This window comes from Streptomyces sp. JLBG701, assembly GCF_058544905.1.
Genome location: NZ_CM178588.1, coordinates 10,722,297 through 10,741,800, shown reverse-complemented (window position 1 = coordinate 10,741,800; position 19,504 = coordinate 10,722,297). Strand labels below are relative to the sequence as shown.

Here is a 19,504-nt window from a genome sequence, read left to right as displayed (position 1 = left end):
GGCGGTCGAGTCGTCGCGGGGCTCTGGGTGGCCAAGCTCCTTGAGCCAGCTGACGGTCTCACCCTCATCAGCCATGCCCAGAGCCCCTGGGTCCCGCTGATCTTACGAATGATCATTTCGAACCCACCAGAAAGGTAGGGCACTCCCATGCGCACCTGGCCCGCCCGCAGATGGGCCGTGGCGGCGGCGGTCACGGTGATCGCGGCGCTCGTCATCGGCGTCCCGACGGGAGTGGTGCCGACCCCCTTCTACACGCGCATGACCCCGGTGCTGTGGTGGAACTACCCGGTCTGGCTGGTCAGCTCCGTGCTCGAGGGTCTCCTCGTGGCCACCTACGTACGCGTCGGCCCGGTCGAAGCCCCCGAAACCGCGCCGCCCGAGCGTCCCCGCACCGCACGCGCCCTCGGCGCGGGACTGCTGTCCGCCTTCGCGGTCGGCTGTCCGATCTGCAACAAGCTCGTGGTGCTGGCGATCGGGGTCAGCGGCGCCCTGTCGTACTTCGCGCCGGTGCAACCGGTGCTCGCGGTGGCCTCCGTCGCCCTGCTGGTGCACGTGCTCGTGCGACGGCTGCGTACGGCGACCGTGTGCCGAGTGCCTTCGTGAGGATCGGCCGCCTGCGCGTCCGGCGTCCCGCCCCCGCCACGCTCCGGTCCTGGACGGCCGCCACCGTCGGCGGCCTTCTTCTCTACGCCTCGTTCCCACCGGTCGGCCTGTGGTTCCTGGCTCCGCTCGGCCCGGCCCTGCTGATCCTTTCGGTCCGCGGACGGCGCGCCAGGTCCGCCTTCACCGCGGGCGGCATCTTCGGTACGGCTTTCTTCGCCCCGCTGATCGTCTGGCTGGCCAACCTCGGCGTACTGCCCTGGCTCGCCCTGACGGCGGTCCAGGCCCTGGTCCTCGCGCTCGCCGCGATGCCGCTGCCGCGCCTGATCGCCCTGCCGGGTTGGCCGGTCTACACCGCCGCGTGGTGGGTGGCCCTGGAGGCGATACGCGGCCGGGCTCCGCTGGGCGGCTTCCCCTGGGGCCGGCTGGCCTTCGGGCAGGCGGACGCCCCCTATGCAGGCTGGGCCGCAGTCGGCGGCCGCCCAGCCCTCTCCCTCGTCGTCGCGTTCCTGGGGTCACTGCTGGTGTACGGCGTGACGGCGTGGCACGGCGGCCGCGGGGAGCTCAGCGCGGCCGCATGCCTCGGCGCGGTCGCCCTGATCGCGGTGCCGCTCACCCTCCCAGGCCCGGGGACATCCGGGCCGAGCGCCGTGGTCGCCGTCGTCCAGGGCAACGTCGAACGCGAGCGCACGCTGGAGGAGCAGGCCCGGGTGCGCGGCGTCGCGGAGAACCACGCCCGCGAGACCAAGTCCCTGGCCGACGCCGTACGCCGAGGCGAGGTCCCGCGCCCGGACATCGTCCTGTGGCCGGAGAACTCCCTCGACAGCGACCCCGAACGCGATCCGGTGCTCGGCTCCCTCGTCGCCGACTCGGTCCGGGAACTGGACAGCCCCCTCCTCATCGGCGCCATCCTGGAAGGCCCCGGAGACCGGGCGTACAACGCCGGCCAGCTGTGGCTGCCCGGTCAGGGCCCGGTCTCCGCCTACGCCAAACGCCAGCTCGTACCTTTCGGCGAGTACATCCCGGCCCGCTCGCTCTTCGGCGGCCTCGGCGCACTCCAGCTCATCCCCCGCGACTTCGTGCCGGGCACCTCGACGGCCCCGCTGGTCGCGGGGCGGGTGCGGCTCGGTGACGTGATCTGCTACGAGATCGCGTACGACGACCGGGTCCGCGACACCATACGGGCGGACGCCAACCTCCTCGTCGTACAGACGAACAACGCGACGTACGAGCGCGGCATCCAGGCCGGGCAGTCCGAGCAGCAACTCGCGATGGCCCGCATCCGCGCGATCGAGTACGGACGGGCGGTCGCCCTCGCCTCGACGAGCGGGGTGAGCGCCGTCGTCGCACCGGACGGACGGGTCATGGACCGGCTGGGGACCTGGCGCGGGGGCCATCTGGTGGAACGGGTGCCGCTCGCTTCCGGGCTCACCCTCTCCGAGTGGCTCGGCGTGTGGCCCGAGGTGCTGTTGGGGGCGACCGTTCTCGTCGGCCTGGCGCTCTCGCTGCGTCGCTCACGGGGCACCACAACCGCACCTCAGAGCCCTGCTTCCGCACCCGAGCATGACCAGCCATTTACTAATCTACTTAGCTGAATCTTCTATAGTGTCGGTATGGAACTCGCCGCACACCCCCAGCCCCTCCACCGGGGTCCTTCACCTGGGGCCGATCCCCCTGAGGGCGTACGCCTTCTGCATCATCCTGGGCGTCTTCGTCGCCGTCTGGCTCGGCACACGGCGCTGGGTGGCGCGCGGCGGCAAGAAGGAGACGATCGCCGACATCGCCATCTGGGCGGTGCCCTTCGGGATCGTCGGCGGCCGCCTCTACCACGTGATCACCAGCCCGGACGCGTACTTCGGCGCGGGCGGCGAGCCGATCAAGGCCCTGTACGTCTGGGAGGGCGGCCTCGGCGGGCGCCATCGCCCTGGGCGGCTTCGGCGCGTGGATCGGGTGCCGACGGCACGGGGTTCCGTTCCCCGCGTACGCGGACGCGGTCGCGCCCGGCATCGCGCTCGCGCAGGCGATCGGGCGGTGGGGCAACTGGTTCAACCAGGAGCTCTTCGGGCGGCCGACCTCCCTCCCCTGGGGCCTGGAGATCTCTCCGGACAATCGACCCGCCGGCTACGCGGACGTGACGACGTTCCACCCGACCTTCCTCTACGAGTCCCTGTGGGACGTCGGCGTCGCGGTGCTGGTCATCTGGGCGGGCGCGCGCTTCGCCCTGGGCCACGGGCGGACCTTCGCGCTCTACGCGGCCGCGTACACGGTCGGCCGGTTCTGGATCGAGTACCTGCGGATCGACGAGGCACACCACTTCCTGGGCCTGCGGCTGAACGACTGGACCTCGATCATCGTGTTCGCCGGCGCCGTCACCTACCTGGCGATCTCCGCCCGGCGACGGCCGGGCGTGGAGGACATCTCAGCGACAGACGCCGGGGCGGACGCCCCCGAAGCAGAGAAGGCGAGCGCATGAGCGGCAGCAACAGCATCAAGCACAACAAGCTCAAGGTCGGGAAGCTGCACACCCGGTCCGTGCCGAACAGGATCTTCGGATGGTCCCTGTTCTGGGTGAGCCTGGTGGTCGTCGTAGTGAACTGGATCGAGGAGTTCAGCGACCTCGAAGTGCTGCCCGGCGGCCACTCCGTGTTCTACCTCGCGGGCGGCATCCTGGCGGCCGTCATCGGGCTCTGGCGGGCGGGCGTGATGGACGCGAAGTCGTAGCCGAAGGGCACCGTCCGCGCCCTGAACAGCGCGGCCCAAGCTTCCGTATCTCCCATAGAGGGCCTCTCGCCGTAGATGGAGATAAGCCCGACGGCTCGCGAGCGGGCCCCCGAAGGGGATGAGCCACATGGCGATCTCGACACGAGTCGCACTCCGTACGACGGCGCTGGCATTCTCCGCCGCTCTCGTCCTGGCCGCCTGCTCCAGCGGTGGCGGCGATCAGGGCAACGACGCGGAAACCAGCGCCGGCACGGGTAAGACCGGCACGGGCACCCAGGTGACGGTCACCGAGACCGAGTACACGCTGAAGTTGTCCCGCACCTCCTTCACTCCGGGCACGTACACCTTCACGGCCGACAACGCAGGCCAGGTCGCGCACGCTCTGGAGGTGGAGGGACCCGGTGTGTCGGAGGCGCAGACCAAGACCATCCAGGGTGGTCAGAAGGCAACGGTGACCGTGACGCTCGAGAAGGGCAGTTACGAGCTGTACTGTCCCGTGGGCGGTCACAAGGGGCTCGGTATGGAGCAGCGCATCGAGGTCGGCTGAGGCGCATCGGCCGTGAGGTCTGGGTCAGCCCTGGTAAGCCACGTTCGCAGTCACCCGACAGGGGCCGCAGCCCTCCGGGGCCCTGGCCGATCCCCCGCGGCCTTACGCAAGGGACGTCAGGGCGGCCTCCAGCCGGGCGTTCGCCTCGTCGGCCACCGGTTTGAGGGCGTCCAGCCGGGTGAGGTCGACCATGGACTGCGGGTCCAGTGCCTGGACCACGGTCTTCTCGCCCGCCCTGTGGACGATCACGTTGCACGGCAGCAGCAGCCCGACCGGGCGATCCGTCTCCAGTGCCCGGTGGGCCAGCGGCGGGTTGCAGGCACCCAGGATCAGGTAGTCCTCCATCTCGGTGCCGAGCTTCGCCCGCAGCGTCGCCGTCACGTCGATCTCGGTCAGCACGCCGAAGCCCTGCGCCGCCAGCGCGGCGCGGACCCGCTCCACGGTCTCGCCGAAAGGCGCCGCCACTTCGACCCTCATCCGGTCGTACGCCATGTCCGTCGTCCCCTACCGACCCTAAATACCCGGGCGGGTATACGTGACCGGAGGTCACACCCGCACGCGCAGCCGACGTGCCGGGGCACGGCAGGGGTGGCGACAGGGCCGTATGGCCTACAGGCGCGCCCCCGGACGGCCCTACCCCCGCCGGGTATGGGGCGGGGAGGCTGGTCAATACGACAGACCTTCAGGACGCGGCCGCACCGGCAGTACCGCTACTGGTGTCGGCGCCTGCGGGGTCCGCCACCTCACTGAGGAAGGAGGCAGGACGATGATCCGCTTCATAGCCGCGAACTGGGTCTGGGTCCTGCTGGTCGTCGGCATGCTGGCGATGCACTTGGGCCACCGCGGACACGGGGGCGGCGGATGCGGCGGCCACGCCGGACACACGGGCACCGGCGCGCACGAGCACGCCCAGCACCGCCCGCCCGGTGAGCAGGACGAGCCCGCGTGGACTCCGCCAAACACTCGCCCCGACCTGACCAAGAGCCACGATGGGCATCAAGGAGGCGACGAGCGATGAGCATTCTGCGCCGTCTCGCCGAGCTGTTCCGGATCAAGGCGGGCAAGGCCCTGGACAAGGCCGAGGACCCTCGTGAGCTGCTCGACTACTCCTACGGCAAGCAGCAGGAACTGCTGCAGCAGGTCCGCCGCGGTGTGGCGGACGTGGCCACCAGCCGGAAACGGGTCGACCTGCAGATCGGTCAGCTCGAACAGTCCGCGGGCAAGCTCCAGACTCAGGCGCAGCAGGCGCTGGCCGTCGGACGTGAGGACCTGGCCCGCGAGGCGCTGACCCGCCGGGAGGCCGTGACCGGGCAGATCGGCGACCTACATGGCCAACAGGCGTCGCTGACCGCCCAGGAGGAGAGGCTGACGCTCGCCTCCGAGCGGCTCCAAGCCAAGGTGGACGCGTTCCGTACCCGCAAGGAGACGCTCAAGGCCAGCTACACCGCCGCCGAGGCCGAGACGCGCATCGGCGAGGCGGTGACCGGGCTCTCCGAGGAGATGGGCGACGTCGGTCTGGCCATGCAGCGCGCCCAGGACAAGACCGAACAGTTGCAGGCCCGCGCGGGCGCGCTGGACGAACTGCTCGCCACCGGCGCCCTGGAGGACGCCACCCTGCCGCACGGCCGGGACGACATCCAGGCCGAGCTGGACCGGATCGGCGGGACCGGCGAGGTGGAGGCGGAGCTGGCCCGGATGCGTGCCCAGCTCCCCGCGGCCGAACCGCCGCTCTCCCTGGACCCGGTCCACCCGCAAACCGCACCGCGCACCCGGGAGGAGGACCAGCCGTGATCATCCGAATCCTGGGCGAGGGCCAGTACGAGCTCGCCGAACGGCATCTCGACACTCTGAACTCCCTCGACGACGCACTTGAAACCACCGTGGAACACGGCGACGAGGCAGCCTTCACCGCCGCTCTACGGGCGCTGCTGGACGCGGTGCACGCCCTGGGCGCACCGCTGCCCGCGGACCGGCTGGTCCCGTCCGCGCTGGTGATGCCCGACGAGGAGGCGTCCGTGGAGCAGGTGCGGGCCCTGCTCGGCGAAGACGGCCTGATTCCCGGCTGAAGGTGACAGCGATGCGCTCCAAGTTCCGGCCCGACCGGCAACTGACGGTACGGATGCTGGTGACGATGTTCCTGCTCGGGCTGCTGTACGTGGCCTTCGCCGCCGCGCTGGTGGTGCTGCTGCGCTCGGTGGTGTGGGTGGTGCTCATCGCGGGCGGACTGCTGGCCGCCCAGTACTGGTACGCCGACAAGATCGCCCTGTTCGCGATGCACGCCCACGAGGTGAGCGCCGAGGAGCAGCCGATGCTGCACGGGGTGATCGACCGGCTGTGCGCGGCAGCCGACATGCCCAAACCCCGCGTCGCCGTCTCCGAGATGGACCTGCCCAACGCCTTCGCCACCGGCCGCAACGCCGACCACGCGGTGGTGTGCGTGACCACCGGGCTGCTGCGCCGGCTGGAGACGGAGGAGCTGGAGGGGGTGCTGGCCCACGAGCTGTCGCATGTGGCGCACCGCGACGTCGCGGTCATCACGATCGCCTCGTTCCTGGGCGTGCTGGCCGGGCTGATCGCCCGGTTCGCGTTCTACTCCCAGCTGTTCGGGGGCCGTGACCGCCGCGACGACCAGAACACCGCCGCCCTGCTCGCCCTGGTCATGGCCGTGTCCATCGCCGTGTACGCGATCAGCTTCCTACTGATCCGGGCGCTGTCGCGGTACCGGGAGTTGGCCGCCGACCGGGCCGGGGCACAGCTCACCGGCCGCCCGTCCGCGCTTGCCTCGGCGCTGGTCAAGGTCACCGGCGAGATGGGCCGCATCCCCACGAAGGACCTGCGCACCGCGCAGCCCTTCAACGCCTTCTTCTTCACCCCCGCCCTCACCGCGGGATCCGCACTGTCCAACCTGTTCTCCACCCACCCCAGCCTCAACAAGCGGCTGGCGGAGCTCGAGAAGGTCTCCGCCCAGTTGGGCGAGCGGACCTGACGGAAGGGACCCGAGCATGCTGCAGACCGTGGAGGTCGGCCGACAGCGCCTGGACACATACCGGGCCTGCTGCGGGGACGCGGAGATCGACGAACTGCACGCGCTGGCCGCACGGCTTCAGGGGGCACGAATCCTGCAGGTCAACGCCACCTCCTACGGCGGCGGAGTGGCGGAGATCCTGCGCTCCCAGGTGCCGCTGATGCGGGATCTGGGACTGGTCACCGACTGGAAGACCATCACCGGCACGCCGGAGTTCTTCACGGTCACCAAGGCCGTCCACAACGCGCTGCAGGGCGATCCCCGGGGTGTGGACGAGGCCGCGTGGCAGGTCTACGAGAAGGTGTCCGCCGACCTCGCCGCCCAGCTGGAGGAGTCGTACGACCTGGTGGTGGTGCACGATCCGCAGCCGCTGGCGCTGCCGCACCTGCGTGGCCGCGGCGACGCCCGCTGGGTGTGGCGCTGTCACATCGACAGCTCCCAGCCCAACCCCTCTGTCTGGGACCGGCTTCGGCCACTGCTCGCGGACTACGACGCGGCGGTCTTCACCCTGGGTGCGTTCGCACCGCCGGACCTGCCCACCGGCCGGGTGGAGATCATCCCGCCCGCGATCGACCCGCTCAGCCCCAAGAACACCCGCCTGGAGCCCGGCTTCGCCACCCGGGTGCTGGACTGGATCGGGGTGGACACCACCCGCCCACTGCTGACCCAGATCTCCCGTTTCGATCCGTGGAAGGACCCGGCCGGGGTGATCTCCGCCTACCGCCTGGTCAAGCGGCAGGTACCCGGCGTCCAGCTCGCCCTGGTGGGGTCGATGGCATCGGACGACCCCGAGGGCTGGCAGGTCTACCGGCAGATCGGCGCCGCGGCGGCCGACGATCCGGACATCTACCTGTTCACCAACCTCACCGGTGTCGGCAACATCGAGGTCAACGCCTTCCAGCGGCACGCCGACGTGGTGATCCAGAAGTCGCTGCGGGAGGGCTTCGGGCTGGTGGTCTCGGAGGCCGTCTGGAAGGGCACCCCGGTGGTCGCCGGCCGGGCCGGCGGCATCCCCCTGCAGTTGCCCGACGGCGCCGGGGGGCGCCTGGTCGCCTCGGTCGACGAGTGCGCCGACGCCGTGCTCGCCCTGCTCGCCGACCCCGCCACGGCCCGCCGGACGGCCGAGGCCGGGCGGGAGGTCGTCCGCCGCCGCTTCCTGCTGCCCCGTCTGATCGGGGACGAACTGCGGCTGCTCGCCAGCCTGCTCGACGGGCCCGCGCCCACGCCCCTGGTACTCCCCGTCGCGGGTGTGGCCGGCGAGGACCGCGACCCGGTCTGCGGGATGCGCGTCGGCGACGAGACGTCTCACCGAACCCCGTACGACGGGACGCTGTTCCGGTTCTGCTCCCCGTCCTGCCTGCGCCAGTTCACCGCCCGCCCGCAGCTGTACCTGCGTGCGGTTGCCCGGGAACGCGCCGGCGGCCGTGCCCGTCCGGAAAGTTGAGCCGATGTCCGAGCTGCGCCGTGACCCCTTCACCCGGAACTGGGTCGTCATCGCTCCCACGCGCAAGCAGCGCCCCCGCCGGATGCCCGTCCCCGCATCCGCACCGTCCGCGGCGCAGGCCGACTGCCCCTTCTGCCCGGGCCGCGAGCACGAAACCCCCGCAAGAACTCTGGCGTACGCCCGCCTCCGGCAGCGCCTGGGCCGTACGGGTCGTCCGCAACCGCTTCCCGCTCCTGGAACCCGACGGCCGCCGAGCACAAAGCCCCCGCGGCGAAGGGCTGTTCACCCGCACCGACGGCCTGGGCAGCCACGAGGTCGTCATCGAGTCCCCGCACCACGACTGGGACCTGCCCGACGGAGACGACGACGCCGTGGCCGCGGTGCTGCACGCCTACCGGACCCGCGTCCGGGTGCTGCGCGCCCGCCGGCCCGGCTTGGTGCTGCCGTTCCGCAACCACGGCGCCTCCGCCGGCAGTTCCCTGCCCCACCCGCACTCCCAGATCGTGGCCACCCCGATCGTGCCGCTGCGGCAGCGGCAGCACTTCGACGTCGCCCGCGCCCACTACGACGACACCGGCCGCTGCCTGTACACCGATGTCCGCGACGCCGAACTCGCCGACGGCGCCCGGGTCATCGCCGCCAGTGAGCACACCGTGGCGCTCGCCCCCTTCGCCCCGCGCGCGCCGTACGAGACGTGGCTGATGCCCCGCGTCCACCACGCCTCCTTCGCCGACACCCCCGACGCGGTCCTGGCCGACACCGCTCGGCTCCTACGGCGGGTGCTCGCCGCCCTGCGCCACCTGCTCGGCGACGTCGCCTACAACTACCTCATCGCCGGCGCCCCCAACGGCGAGGAAGGCACCGACTACTTCCTGTGGCACCTGCAACTGCTCCCCCACCTGACCGAGACCGCCGGCTTCGAACTGGGCACCGGCATGCCCGTCGTCACCGTGCCGCCCGAGCAGGCCGCCGCCGACCTGCGCGACGCGCTGTCCGCCGGCCTCTCCGGGACGGCTGCGGCCCGGGATGGGCGGTAACGACCTGGGGCGGTCGTAAGCGACTCAGGACGCACCGCACCGCGATCCGCCCTGTGCCAGGTCATCGCGGGGAGTCCGGGCCTTCGCCCGGTCCGCCTGTATGGGTTGGTCCGGCCTTCCCGGCGTGGACGGTCAGGGCGATCCAGCTCGCCCAGCCGATCGGCTGCAGCACCCAGTAGCCGACGATCCGATACAGCAGGGTGGCCGCGATGGCCTGGTCCGGGCGCAGGCCGGAGGCGGTGAGCAGGGTCGCCAGGCTCGCCTCGACGACGCCGATGCTGCCCGGCGTCAGGCGCAAGCTGCTCGGTATCTGGGTGAGCGCATAGGCGAGCAGCAGGCCGCGCCACGGGATGCCGATGCCCAGCGCCCACAGGCTCGCGGCCAGACAGGCGGCGTCGAACGCCCAGTTGAGCAGCGCGAGGCCGAAGGGCCGCAGCCAGGGCCGGAAGCCGGGCTGTACGGCGCGGGCTCGCACCATCAGCCGCGCGAGCGCCTCCTGAGCCTGGCGGACGCGCCGGGATCGCCGCCCGACGCCCGCCCAGGCGCGCCGGACCGCTGCACGCAAGCCCGCGAAACGAGTGATCGCCAGCGCCGCCAGACCGACGCCCACAGCGAGCCCCAGCACTCCCAGGGCCGGGCGCAGCACCGCGCCGGGGCCGCCCAGGCCCGAGGTGAGCGCCCCGGTCGCCAGGAGGACGAGCAGGCTGAGCGCCGACAGCGCTCCGGCGACAACCAGCACCGCGGCCGCGAGCACCTGTCCCACGCGGCGTCGGCGCAGTTGCCTGAAGAGCCAGGCCGCGGAGAAGGCCGCACCCCCGGGCAGCGCGCCGGCCATGGCGTTCGCGGCCACGGCCAGCGCCGTCATGGTCTTCAGGCTCAACCGCGCCCCTCCGGCGCGCAGCAGCCAGCGTTGTACGGCGGCGAAGCACACGAGAGACGCGGCCTCGAAGGCCATCGCGACCACCAGCTTGGGCGGGCTCACCCGGGCCAGGAGCCGGGCCGCCCCGGCGAGTTCGTGCCGGTGGGCGATGGCGAGCACCAGTACCCCCGCCACCACGACGGCGGCGCCCAGCCACCCCGCCCAGGCCGGGAGCCTGGGCGATCTCGGCCCGGCGGCCGTCGGCACCCGCGGGGGAGGGCGATGCGGCATTCGCCTGTGCCCACCGCCGGGGCGAGCGCGCGGCTCGGCGGGATGTCTGCGGGACATGACCGTCTCCGTGACGCCGTCGGGGTACATCGCTCAGGTCTGTCGGGGTCGGTAGGCGGCGGCGCCGATCAAGTAGTGGTCGGCGCGCCAGGTCCGGTGGCTGTGGTCGGTCATGAGACCGCGCCGGTCGAGTTCGGTGAGGAAGTCGGCCGGGGTGAACCGGTCGTCGCGGGGGTGGTCGAACAGCAGGCGGTAGGTGCGGGTGGCCAGGGCGAGGGCGGTGACCTCGTCGAAGTAGAAGGTGCCTCCGGGACGCAGGACGCGGGCGATCTCGTCGAGCGCCGAGCGCCAGTCGGGGACGTGGTGGATGATCGCGAAGTCGAACACCGCGTCGTAGGTGTGGTCCTCGGCGCCCAGCGCCCCCCGCAGATCGGTCGCGCTGCCGGTGGCCAGCCGGACGCGGTCGGCCACCGGAGCCAGGCGACGGCGTGCCCGGCTGATCATCGCGGGGTCGAGGTCGACGGCGTCGACCCGTGCCGCGCCCATGTCCCGCAGGAGCAGCTCGGTGCCGTATCCGGGGCCGCAGCCGATCTCCAGGACGTGCGCGCCAGGCGGCAGCGGGCCGCCGAAGCGCCGCATCGCGGGCACCTCGTACCAGCGTTGCAGCCAGCGCCGGGGCGGGGAGTTGACCAGTGCGGTCTCCATCCGGTTCATCAGCACGGCTCTTCCTCCTTCGTGGGCGCGCAGTGGATCGCGCCGGCGCTCGGCGAGAGTGGGCGGCCCGCGGTTCACAGCCGCAGGGCGCGGCGCAGGGCGACCGTGATTTCGTCGAACTTGGCGTCGGCAGCAGCGGGTTCCGTCTGCGCGGCGTCCAGCACGCAGTGCCGTACGTGGTCGTCCAGCAGGCCGAGGGCGACCTCGTGCAGGGCGTGGGTGACGGCGCTGATCTGGGTGAGTACGTCGATGCAGTACCGGTCGCCGTCGACCATGCGGGTGATCCCGCGTACCTGTCCCTCCACCCGGTGCAGGCGGGCAAGGTGGTCGGTCTTGTGGTCGTGGTACCCGGGCGGTGCCGGGTGCTGGGCATGGTCGCTGCCGGTGGTGGCGGTCATCGCCGCTCAACTCCCTCCTGTCGCCGGGCGGCCGGGGCCGCCGCGCGATCGTCATGCGGTGCGGGCGTGGTGCGTACGGCGGCGATCGCCAGGACGCCCGCTGCCGCGGCGATGGCCGCGTTGATCAGCAGGCCGTCGGCGATCCCGTCGGTGAAGGCGGTGCCGGTGGGACGGGTGCGGGCCAGGTCGCCGGGCCACTGGGCGGCCACGATGGCGCCCATGACGACGATGCCGAGCGACAGCCCGATCATGCGGAAGGCGTTGAGGGTGGCACTGGCGACGCCCATGTGGTGGTCCGGGATGTGGCCGAGCGTGGCGGTGGTGATCGGGGCGGTGGACAGCCCGATGCCCAGCCCCGTCACCAGCAGTCCGGGCTGCAGCTGGAGGGCACCCCAGCTGGGAGTGATGCCGGCCAGCAGCACCAGCCCGACGGCGGTGAGGGCCATGCCCACGGCGATGAGGGTGCGGGCGCCGAACCGAGGGACCAGCCAGCCCGCCATGGGGGCCACGACGGCGCCCAGCAGGGTCAGCGGCAGCAGGGCCAGCCCGGCCCGCAGGGCGGTGTCCCCGGCCGCGAGCTGCAGGTACAGGGAGAGGAAGAAGAACACGCTGCACATGACGGCGAGGCTGGCCATGCCCAGCAGGTTGCCGGGCAGGAAGTTCGGTCGGCGCAGCAGGGACAACTTCAGCAACGGCGCCGCCGCGCGGCGTTCGACGAGCCAGAAGAGCGCGAAGGCGGCCGTCGCGGCCACGAGCAGGACCCACAGGCCGACCGAGGTCCAGCCATAGGCGTTGGCCTGGGTCAGGGCGTAGATCAGGGCGGACAGGCCGACGGCCGAGGCGAGCCCGCCGACGAGATCGATCCGTCCGGTGCGGGCCACGGGCGGCGGGGCGGGCAGCGTGCGGCGGGCGATGAACCAGACCACCGCTCCCAGCGGGGCGTTGATCCAGAAGATGGACCGCCAGCCGAGTCCAGTGGTCAGCAGGGCGCCCACCAGTGGGCCGCCGGCCAGCGCGGCGGCACCGACACCGGACCACACCCCCAGCGCCAGGGAACGGGACCGGCCGGGGAAGGAGGTGGTCAGCAGGGCGAGGGCCGCCGGGCCCATCAGGGCCGCCCCGGCGCCCTGGGCGGCGCGCAGTCCGATCAGCGCGCCGCCGTCCGGGGACAGCCCGGCCGCCAGCGAGGAGACCGCGAAGATCACCAGCCCGGCCAGGAAGACTGGCCGCGTGCCGAGTCGGTCGGCGAGCATGCCGCCCCACAGGGTGAGCACCGCGAAGGTGAGGGTGTAGAGGTTGACCACCCACTCCAGCCCGGCCAGGCCCAGCCCGAACTCGCGCCCGAGCGGGGGCAACGCGACGGTGACTGCGGTGTCGTCGATCAGCACCAGGAACCAGGCCACGGAGACGACCGCCAGCACCCATCGACGCCCGGCGGTGCCCGATCCGCCCGTGCCCAACTCGTCACCGGCATCCCGGGCGGACCGGGGGCGAGCAGCCCGGGGCGCCGCCCGGTGTCCGCCGGCACTGGTGTCGTCCGGCAAGCGGCCTCCCGTACTGCTGCGCACGGACAGCACTTGAGGACTCGTCACGAGCGACATCCGCAGGCGGATCCCGGTCAGGAGCGTGACGCCGCGTCGGCCGGTGCTCATCGCGAGTCCTCCGGCTTCCTCGCCGCCGGTGCTGTCCCGGCGGACGCCGGGGCCGCCGAGCCGCCCGGCCCGCTGCGGTGCGCCGCGGGCTCCTTGGCCACGGAGACGCGGCGGGGCGCCATCGTCGTGCCGACCGCGTGCTCGTCGGGAGGCTTGGTGCCGAGCAGGTGGTAGACGGCTGTGCCGGCGACGGTCTCCTGCTCCAACAGCAGCTCGACCAGGCCTCGCAGCGCGTCGCGGTGGCTCTCCAGCAGGCCGGTGGCCTGCTGTTCGGCATCGCGGAGCAGGCGGGCGACCTCGGTGTCGATGGCGGCCTGGGTGGCCTCGGCGAAGGGGCGGCTGGAGAGGGCGGAGCCGCCTTGGCCGAGGAAGACCGAGCCGCCCTGGGGGTAGCCGACCGGGCCGAGGGCGGGTGAGAGGCCGAACTCGCGGACCATCTTGGTGGCGAGTTCGGTGGCCCCGGCGAGGTCGTTGGCGGCGCCGGTGGAACCCTGGCCGAGTTCGACGAGTTCGGCCGCGCGGCCGCCCAGGCGGACGGCGAGGGTCTGGGTGAGGTAGTCCTCGCCGTACAAGTGGCGCTCTACGAGCGGGAGTTGTTCGGTGACGCCGAGGGTCTGGCCGGCAGGCAGGATGGTGACCTTGGCGACCGGGTCGGCGCTGGGGCTGAGCGCGGCGACCAGGGCGTGCCCTGCCTCGTGGACGGCCACGGCGTGTTTCTCGGCGGGCAGCAGGACGTTGGAGCCCTCGCGGCGGCCGAGCAGGATGCGGTCGCGGGCCTGGGCGAAGTCGGCGGCGGCGATGACCTCGCGGCCGTCGCGTACGGCGGCGATGGCGGCTTCGTTGGCGAGGTTGGCCAGGTCCGCGCCGGAGAAGCCGGGGGTGCCGCGGGCCACCACGTCCAGGTCGACGTCCGGGTCCAGTTGCTTGGCCTGGCAGTGCACGGCGAGGATCGCGGTGCGTTCGGCGAGGGTGGGCAGCGGGACGGTGACCTGGCGGTCGAAGCGGCCGGGGCGCAGCAGGGCGGGGTCGAGGACCTCGGGCCGGTTGGTGGCGGCCAGGACGACGATGCCCTCGGCTCCTTCGAAGCCGTCCATCTCGGACAGCAGCTGGTTGAGGGTCTGCTCGCGCTCGTCGTTGGACACCACCTGACCGGCGCCCCGGCGGCCGCCGAGGGCGTCGATCTCGTCGACGAAGACGATGGCGGGCGCCCGCTTGCGGGCCTCGGCGAACAGGTCACGCACGCGGGCGGCGCCCACGCCGACGTACATCTCGACGAAGCTGGAACCGGCCACCGACAGGAACGGCACGTCCGCCTCGCCGGCGACGGCCCGGGCGATGAGGGTCTTGCCGGTGCCGGGCGGGCCGACCATGAGCACGCCGCGCGGGGCGCTCGCCCCGGCCCGGTGATAACGCTCGGGACGGCGCAGGAAGTCGACCACCTCGGCTACCTCCGCCTTCACGCCCTCGTAGCCGGCGACATCGGCGAAGCCGGTCTTGGGCCGTTCGGCGTCGAAGACCTTGGCCTTGGACTTGCCGACGCCGCCGAGCGCGCCGTGCTGCATCTGGGCCATGGCGCCCTTGGACATGCGCCACCACAGCCAGCCGATGATCAGCATGGGTGCCAGGATCAGCGTCCAGGACAGCAGCTGGGAGCCGCGGGACGGTGAGGGCGTGGACGCGGTGATGGTCACCTTCTTGGCCTGCAGCTTGTTCAGCAGGCTGTCCCCGGTCAGCTGCACCGGGATGGTGACCGTGTAGCGGTGGCCGTTGGTGAGGGTGCCGTTGGCCTGTCCGTCGGTCTTGATCGTGACCGTCTTGACCTTGCCCGTGTCGACCTGTTTGAGGAACTGCGAGTAGTTCAGGTCCATCTTCGGCGTGCCCTGCACGTTGGGCATGTTCACGAACAGCAGGACGGTGAACAGGGCGGCGAGGGGCCACAGCCAGTGCCGCCAGCGGGGTGGCGGCGACGGCGCGGTGGGGGTCGGCCGGTCGCCCTCCGGGGGCGGGCTGGCCTGCCGGGTCATGACCGGTCCCCGGCCTTATAGCGGTGCGGGTCGGCGCGGAAGGTGCCGGCGCAGTGGTCGGAGCAGAAGTAGTACGTCGCACCGTCCACGTCCTCGCGGTCGGCGGCGGCGTCCGGGCTGATCTGCATGCCGCACACCGGATCGGTGACCGGGGAGGAGATCTCGTGGTGCTGGTGGTGGTTGTGGCGCCGGATGCTCATGCCGTCCTCCGGTGTCGTGACGGGTTCGGGTAGCGGATGCGCGGCCGGGACGTCCACCCGAGGCTCGACCGCGGCTGCCGCGGTGGCGGGCAGCGGGGCGGAGTGATGGCGGCGCAGCCGGTTGGCGTTGGTGACCACAGACAGCGACGACAGGGCCATGGCGGCGGCGGCCAGGATCGGGCTGAGCCGCAGGCCCAGCCACGGGTAGAGGACACCGGCGGCGATCGGGATGCCGATGGCGTTGTAGGCGAGGGCGAAGAACAGGTTCTGCCGGATGTTGCGCATGGTCGCCCGCGACAGCCGGACGGCGGTGACCACCCCGGCCAGGGAGCCGGAGATGAGGGTGATGTCGGAAGCCTCGATGGCCACGTCGGTGCCGGTGCCGATGGCGAAGCCGACATCCGCCTGGGCCAGGGCGGGGGCGTCGTTGATGCCGTCGCCGACCATACCGACCCGGCGGCCCTCGGCCTGCAGTCGGCGGATCGCGTCGGCCTTGTGCTCCGGCAGCACCTCCGCCAGCGCCCGCTCCACGCCGACCTGGGCGGCGATTGCGGCGGCGGTGCGCCGGTTGTCGCCGGTGAGCATGACGACGTCCACGCCGAGCCCGCGCAGGGCGGCGATGGCGGCGACGGAGTCCTCCTTGACCGTGTCGGCGACGCCCAGGACCCCGGCAGGCGCACCGTCCACAGCGGCGAGGACGGGCGTCTTGCCCTGGGCGGACAGCTCGGCCGCGACGGGGGTGAGGGCGGCGGTGTCGATGCCCGCGTCGGACAGCAGCCGAGAGGCGCCGACCAGGACCGCGTGCCCGCCCACGGTGGCCTGCACGCCCTTGCCGGTGACCGAGTCGAAGCCGCCCACCGGGGGCACGTCCAGGCTTCGCTCCCGGGCACCGGCGACGATGGCGGCGGCCAGCGGATGCTCGCTGTCCCGCTCGGCCCCGGCCACCAGGGCCAGCAGCCCCGACTCGTCGATCCCGGCCAAGGGCCGTACGTCGGTGAGCACGGGCTTGCCCGCGGTGATGGTGCCGGTCTTGTCCAGCACCACGGTGTCCAGCTTGTGGGCGGTCTCCAGCGCCTCGGCCGAGCGGATCAGGATGCCCGCCTGGGCACCTTTGCCGGTGCCGACCATGATGGACATCGGGGTGGCCAGGCCCAGCGCGCACGGGCAGGCGATGATCAGTACGGCGACGGCGGAGACCAGCGCCAGGGTCAGCGCGGGGGCCGGGCCGACCGTGAACCAGACGGCGAAGGTGACCACCGCCAGGGCGATGACGGCGGGCACGAAGTATGCCGAGGTCGCGTCCGCGAGGCGCTGGATGGGGGCCTTGGACGCCTGGGCCTGCTGCACCATCCGGACGATCTGCGCCAGCACGGTGTCCGCGCCCACTTTGGCCGCCCGCACCCGCAACGATCCGGTGCCGTTGACCGTGGCGCCGATGACGGTGTCCCCGGCCCGCTTGGTCACCGGCATCGGCTCCCCGGTCACCATGGATTCGTCCACCGCGGAGGATCCGGACAGGACGCTCGCGTCGACCGGGATCTTCTCACCGGGGCGGATCACGACCTCGTCGCCGACCTCGACGTCCTCCACCGGGATCTCGGTCTCGGCCCCGTCGCGCACCACCCGGGCGGTACGGGCCTGAAGGCCCAGCAGGGCGCGGATCGCCTCGCCTGTGCCGGCCTTGGCCTTCGCCTCCAGCAGCCGCCCCAGCAGGATCAGGGTGAGAATCACCCCGACCGCCTCGAAGTACACCTCGCGTACGTCCTCGGGCAGCATGGAGGGGGCCAGGGTGACCAGCAGGCTGTACCCATACGCGGCCGCCGTGCCCAGCGTGATCAGGGAGTTCATGTCCGCGGCCCGGTGGGCCAGGGTCAGCCAGCCGGTGCGGTGGATCGGCCAGCCGGTGTAGAACATCACCGGCGTGATCAGCGTGAGTTGCAGCCAGTGGTTGAGCAGGATGCCCGGCACCCAGTCGGCCCCGAAGAGTTCGTGTGCCATCACCGCGAAGAGCACCGGCAGCGTCAGCACCGTGCCGAAGGCCACCCGCCTGCTCAGATCCCGGATCTCCGCGCGCCGCTCGGCGGCCTGCGCCGCCTCCTCCTCGGCCGCGGCCGCCTCGCTCGGCCCCGCGGCCGCGGGCGGCCCCTCCGCAGTGGCGGCCGGTCCCCCGTCCGTTTCCGCGCCGCCGGCCGCCGGTTCGACGACCAGCGTGCCGTGAATCATGTTCATCCCGCACGCGAAGCCGAAGGAGCCCGCCTGCCGCGGGGCGAGACGGACGGTGGTGCGCTCGAAGGCCGGCAGCGCCGCGCTGGTCGCCAGCTCCGGGAAGACCACCCGCGAGGTGCAGTCCCCCGACTCCTGCCGGTCGAACGCCAGCTCCAGCGGCACGCCCTGCCGCACCCGGATGACGTCGGGGCTGTAGCCACCCCGAACCGTCACCTCCACCCGCTGCACCCCGTCCTCCATCTGGGCCGTACGCGCACGGCGCGGGCCGAAGAAGAACCAGCCCAGTGCGCCGATCACAGCAGCGGAGGAGAGGACGACGACGAGATCGGCCACACCCATGACGGACTCCTTCGAGCCGAGGAAGGCGGTATGCCATCCACCTTCTCCCCGGGTACCCCCACCACGTAGGGGTCGTCTGTCCTCGCAGCAGGGCCGATCGGCCCCATGTGCCGACTCACTACTACGAGGGACCTTGGTAGTACCACTGCGATCAACGCGGGGCGACAGAGTCCTTCCGCTCTTCGTCGAGAGAAGGGATCACGACGATGTTCTGGTACAACCACGACCTCAACGGCTGGGGATGGTTCGGAATGTCCCTGAGCATGGTTGTCTTCTGGGGGCTGATCATCACCGCCTTCGTCCTGCTCCTCCGCAGGCCGCCCGAGCACACCGGCGTCTCCGCCCCGCCGCCCGCTCCCCCCGCCTCCGGAACCCCGGAGCAGCTGCTCGCCGAGCGGTTCGCCCGCGGCGAGATCGACGAGGAGGAGTACCGGCGCCGCCTGGAGGTGCTGCGCACCGGCGGGCCCACCCTGACCAAGCAGTGACCAGAGCCCCGTCAGGGGCGGGACCGCTCACCTCAGAGAGGATGAACTGCCATGCGAGCGATTACGCGAATCGGCGTCGGCCTCGCGGCTCTGGCCGCCGTGGCCCTCGTACCGGCGACCGCGAGGGCCGACGCTCCCGCGGATCCGGGTTCCGGGTTCGGCCAGCACGTGCGGCAGTGCGCGCAGACCATGGGGTTCTCCGGAACCCACAACCCCGGCATGCACCAGGGCCACGCCGGCTGGGACGGCACGACCTGTGCCGACTGAGCAGGCACCTGCGGTACAGGCGTGAGGACGCTCGGGTCCACGCAGACCCGAGCGGCGCCTCGTCACCACGGCTTCCTGTACGCCGATCTGCCGCTTTCCGGTGTGCCGCCATGGAATGAGGCGGTGGGGAGAAGCGCCCTGGCAGCACTCTGGGTGTCACAGCGAATGGAGACTGTGATGCACGCATAGCTTCATGAGAACACGGCGCAGTCGAGGGGCCTCGACAGCGTTTCGAGACGTGGTGGCGTCGTGGCCGCAGCAGCAGCCCTGCTGCTCATCGGGCTGTTCTCCGGCACCGCCCGGGCCGACGAGGAGGAGAGCGACGAGGCGTCGATGCTGGCCGAGCAGGCCATCTCGCTGATCGCCAACGACGCCGGCGACGGCCGGGTCTCCGAACGCATCGAGGACGCCCTCATGGCACCGAAGAAGGAGGGCGTCGACCTGGCCCTGGTCCGTCAGGCGCTCGACGTCGTCGAGCGGCCCGGCCGCACCGAGGCAGCCGACGCCCAGGCCAGGAAGCTGCTGCTGAACGCGCTCGGCGGCAAGCTGCCCTCAGCCCCGAAGCCCGGGACGTTCGCCACCGGGACCGAGACCGGCACCAGCACGATCCTCGGCGAGTTCCGGCCCGCCCGCGGCGTCTCCGACAACGGCGACGCGGTCCTGCTCGGCCTGGCCGGC

At 72.2% G+C, this 19,504-nt stretch carries 21 protein-coding genes and 1 pseudogene; 13 read left to right on the top strand and 9 right to left on the bottom strand.

Annotation, left to right across the window (positions count from 1 at the left end):
* The first annotated feature begins 147 nt into the window (after window positions 1-147).
* The 5 genes and pseudogenes from AC5DRG_RS49125 (at window position 148) to AC5DRG_RS49105 (ending at window position 3,868) form a co-directional block, all read left to right on the top strand.
* Complete coding sequence (locus tag AC5DRG_RS49125) at window positions 148-603, top strand: hypothetical protein (protein ID WP_491806829.1); 456 nt, start codon at window positions 148-150, stop codon at window positions 601-603.
* On the top strand, window positions 585-2,195 hold the full coding sequence (gene lnt, locus AC5DRG_RS49120) for an apolipoprotein N-acyltransferase (protein WP_491806828.1): 1,611 nt from the start codon (window positions 585-587) through the stop codon (window positions 2,193-2,195). The genes AC5DRG_RS49125 and lnt overlap by 19 nt, the downstream gene beginning before the upstream one ends.
* A gap of 79 nt (window positions 2,196-2,274) precedes the next feature.
* Window positions 2,275-3,073: pseudogene (lgt, locus tag AC5DRG_RS49115) on the top strand (prolipoprotein diacylglyceryl transferase).
* Window positions 3,070-3,321, top strand: a complete 252-nt coding sequence (locus tag AC5DRG_RS49110; protein WP_491806827.1) for a hypothetical protein — start codon at window positions 3,070-3,072, stop codon at window positions 3,319-3,321. The pseudogene lgt and the gene AC5DRG_RS49110 overlap by 4 nt, the downstream one beginning before the upstream one ends.
* A gap of 127 nt (window positions 3,322-3,448) precedes the next feature.
* The gene (locus AC5DRG_RS49105; RefSeq protein WP_491806826.1) at window positions 3,449-3,868 is read left to right on the top strand and encodes a plastocyanin/azurin family copper-binding protein; all 420 of its coding nucleotides are present in this window, start codon (window positions 3,449-3,451) and stop codon (window positions 3,866-3,868) included.
* Between the two features lie 102 nt (window positions 3,869-3,970).
* On the opposite strand, the gene AC5DRG_RS49100 is transcribed toward AC5DRG_RS49105, so the two are convergent.
* Window positions 3,971-4,360: a DUF302 domain-containing protein gene (locus tag AC5DRG_RS49100; RefSeq protein WP_491806825.1), complete on the bottom strand. Its 390-nt coding sequence runs from the start codon at window positions 4,358-4,360 to the stop codon at window positions 3,971-3,973.
* A 274-nt stretch (window positions 4,361-4,634) separates the two neighbouring features.
* Between AC5DRG_RS49100 and AC5DRG_RS49095 the strand changes: the two genes are divergently transcribed.
* Genes AC5DRG_RS49095 through AC5DRG_RS49070 form a run of 6 tightly spaced genes read left to right on the top strand, consistent with a single transcriptional unit; the run spans window position 4,635 to window position 9,374 of the window.
* Complete coding sequence (locus tag AC5DRG_RS49095) at window positions 4,635-4,886, top strand: hypothetical protein (RefSeq protein ID WP_491806824.1); 252 nt, start codon at window positions 4,635-4,637, stop codon at window positions 4,884-4,886.
* A complete protein-coding gene (locus AC5DRG_RS49090) occupies window positions 4,883-5,659 on the top strand; it encodes a PspA/IM30 family protein (RefSeq protein WP_491806823.1) in 777 nt (258 codons plus the stop codon). The genes AC5DRG_RS49095 and AC5DRG_RS49090 overlap by 4 nt, the downstream gene beginning before the upstream one ends.
* A complete protein-coding gene (gene pspAA, locus AC5DRG_RS49085; RefSeq protein WP_491806822.1) occupies window positions 5,656-5,934 on the top strand; it encodes a PspA-associated protein PspAA in 279 nt (92 codons plus the stop codon). The genes AC5DRG_RS49090 and pspAA overlap by 4 nt, the downstream gene beginning before the upstream one ends.
* 11 nt (window positions 5,935-5,945) lie before the next feature.
* Complete coding sequence (gene htpX, locus AC5DRG_RS49080; RefSeq protein WP_491806821.1) at window positions 5,946-6,854, top strand: zinc metalloprotease HtpX; 909 nt, start codon at window positions 5,946-5,948, stop codon at window positions 6,852-6,854.
* Between the two features lie 16 nt (window positions 6,855-6,870).
* Window positions 6,871-8,337 carry a glycosyltransferase gene (locus AC5DRG_RS49075; RefSeq protein ID WP_491806820.1) on the top strand — a complete coding sequence of 489 codons (1,467 nt, stop codon included), beginning with the start codon at window positions 6,871-6,873 and terminating at the stop codon, window positions 8,335-8,337.
* 20 nt (window positions 8,338-8,357) lie between these two features.
* Entirely contained in the window at window positions 8,358-9,374 is a 1,017-nt protein-coding gene (locus AC5DRG_RS49070; RefSeq protein ID WP_491806819.1) for a galactose-1-phosphate uridylyltransferase, read from the top strand.
* Between the two features lie 61 nt (window positions 9,375-9,435).
* On the opposite strand, the gene AC5DRG_RS49065 is transcribed toward AC5DRG_RS49070, so the two are convergent.
* The 6 genes from AC5DRG_RS49065 to AC5DRG_RS49040 all read right to left on the bottom strand — a co-directional run bounded on the left by AC5DRG_RS49065 (window position 9,436) and on the right by AC5DRG_RS49040 (window position 18,074).
* Entirely contained in the window at window positions 9,436-10,581 is a 1,146-nt protein-coding gene (locus AC5DRG_RS49065; protein WP_491806818.1) for a lysylphosphatidylglycerol synthase transmembrane domain-containing protein, read from the bottom strand.
* A 33-nt stretch (window positions 10,582-10,614) separates the two neighbouring features.
* Window positions 10,615-11,235 carry a class I SAM-dependent methyltransferase gene (locus tag AC5DRG_RS49060; RefSeq protein ID WP_491813368.1) on the bottom strand — a complete coding sequence of 207 codons (621 nt, stop codon included), beginning with the start codon at window positions 11,233-11,235 and terminating at the stop codon, window positions 10,615-10,617.
* Window positions 11,236-11,309: 74 nt separating this feature from the next.
* On the bottom strand, window positions 11,310-11,633 hold the full coding sequence (locus AC5DRG_RS49055; protein WP_491806817.1) for a metal-sensitive transcriptional regulator: 324 nt from the start codon (window positions 11,631-11,633) through the stop codon (window positions 11,310-11,312).
* Window positions 11,630-13,285, bottom strand: coding sequence for an MFS transporter (locus tag AC5DRG_RS49050; protein WP_491806816.1), 1,656 nt, complete (start codon window positions 13,283-13,285; stop codon window positions 11,630-11,632). The genes AC5DRG_RS49055 and AC5DRG_RS49050 overlap by 4 nt, the downstream gene beginning before the upstream one ends.
* Window positions 13,282-15,309 carry an ATP-dependent zinc metalloprotease FtsH gene (gene ftsH, locus AC5DRG_RS49045; RefSeq protein ID WP_491806815.1) on the bottom strand — a complete coding sequence of 676 codons (2,028 nt, stop codon included), beginning with the start codon at window positions 15,307-15,309 and terminating at the stop codon, window positions 13,282-13,284. The genes AC5DRG_RS49050 and ftsH overlap by 4 nt, the downstream gene beginning before the upstream one ends.
* Window positions 15,306-18,074 (bottom strand): heavy metal translocating P-type ATPase, encoded by a 2,769-nt coding sequence (locus tag AC5DRG_RS49040; protein ID WP_491806814.1) that lies wholly within the window; start codon window positions 18,072-18,074, stop codon window positions 15,306-15,308. Before AC5DRG_RS49040 ends, ftsH begins: the two co-directional genes overlap by 4 nt.
* 206 nt (window positions 18,075-18,280) lie before the next feature.
* On the opposite strand from AC5DRG_RS49040, the gene AC5DRG_RS49035 reads away from it, so the two are divergent.
* Both AC5DRG_RS49035 and AC5DRG_RS49030 read left to right on the top strand, forming a co-directional pair.
* Window positions 18,281-18,559, top strand: a complete 279-nt coding sequence (locus AC5DRG_RS49035) for an SHOCT domain-containing protein (RefSeq protein ID WP_491806812.1) — start codon at window positions 18,281-18,283, stop codon at window positions 18,557-18,559.
* 51 nt (window positions 18,560-18,610) lie between these two features.
* Window positions 18,611-18,826, top strand: coding sequence for a hypothetical protein (locus AC5DRG_RS49030; protein WP_491806811.1), 216 nt, complete (start codon window positions 18,611-18,613; stop codon window positions 18,824-18,826).
* Window positions 18,827-19,017: 191 nt separating this feature from the next.
* Here the strand turns inward: AC5DRG_RS49030 and AC5DRG_RS49025 are convergent, their stop codons facing one another.
* A complete protein-coding gene (locus AC5DRG_RS49025) occupies window positions 19,018-19,227 on the bottom strand; it encodes a hypothetical protein (RefSeq protein ID WP_491806810.1) in 210 nt (69 codons plus the stop codon).
* Between the two features lie 54 nt (window positions 19,228-19,281).
* The gene (locus tag AC5DRG_RS49020) at window positions 19,282-19,473 is read right to left on the bottom strand and encodes a hypothetical protein (RefSeq protein ID WP_491806809.1); all 192 of its coding nucleotides are present in this window, start codon (window positions 19,471-19,473) and stop codon (window positions 19,282-19,284) included.
* Between the last annotated feature and the right edge of the window lie 31 nt (window positions 19,474-19,504).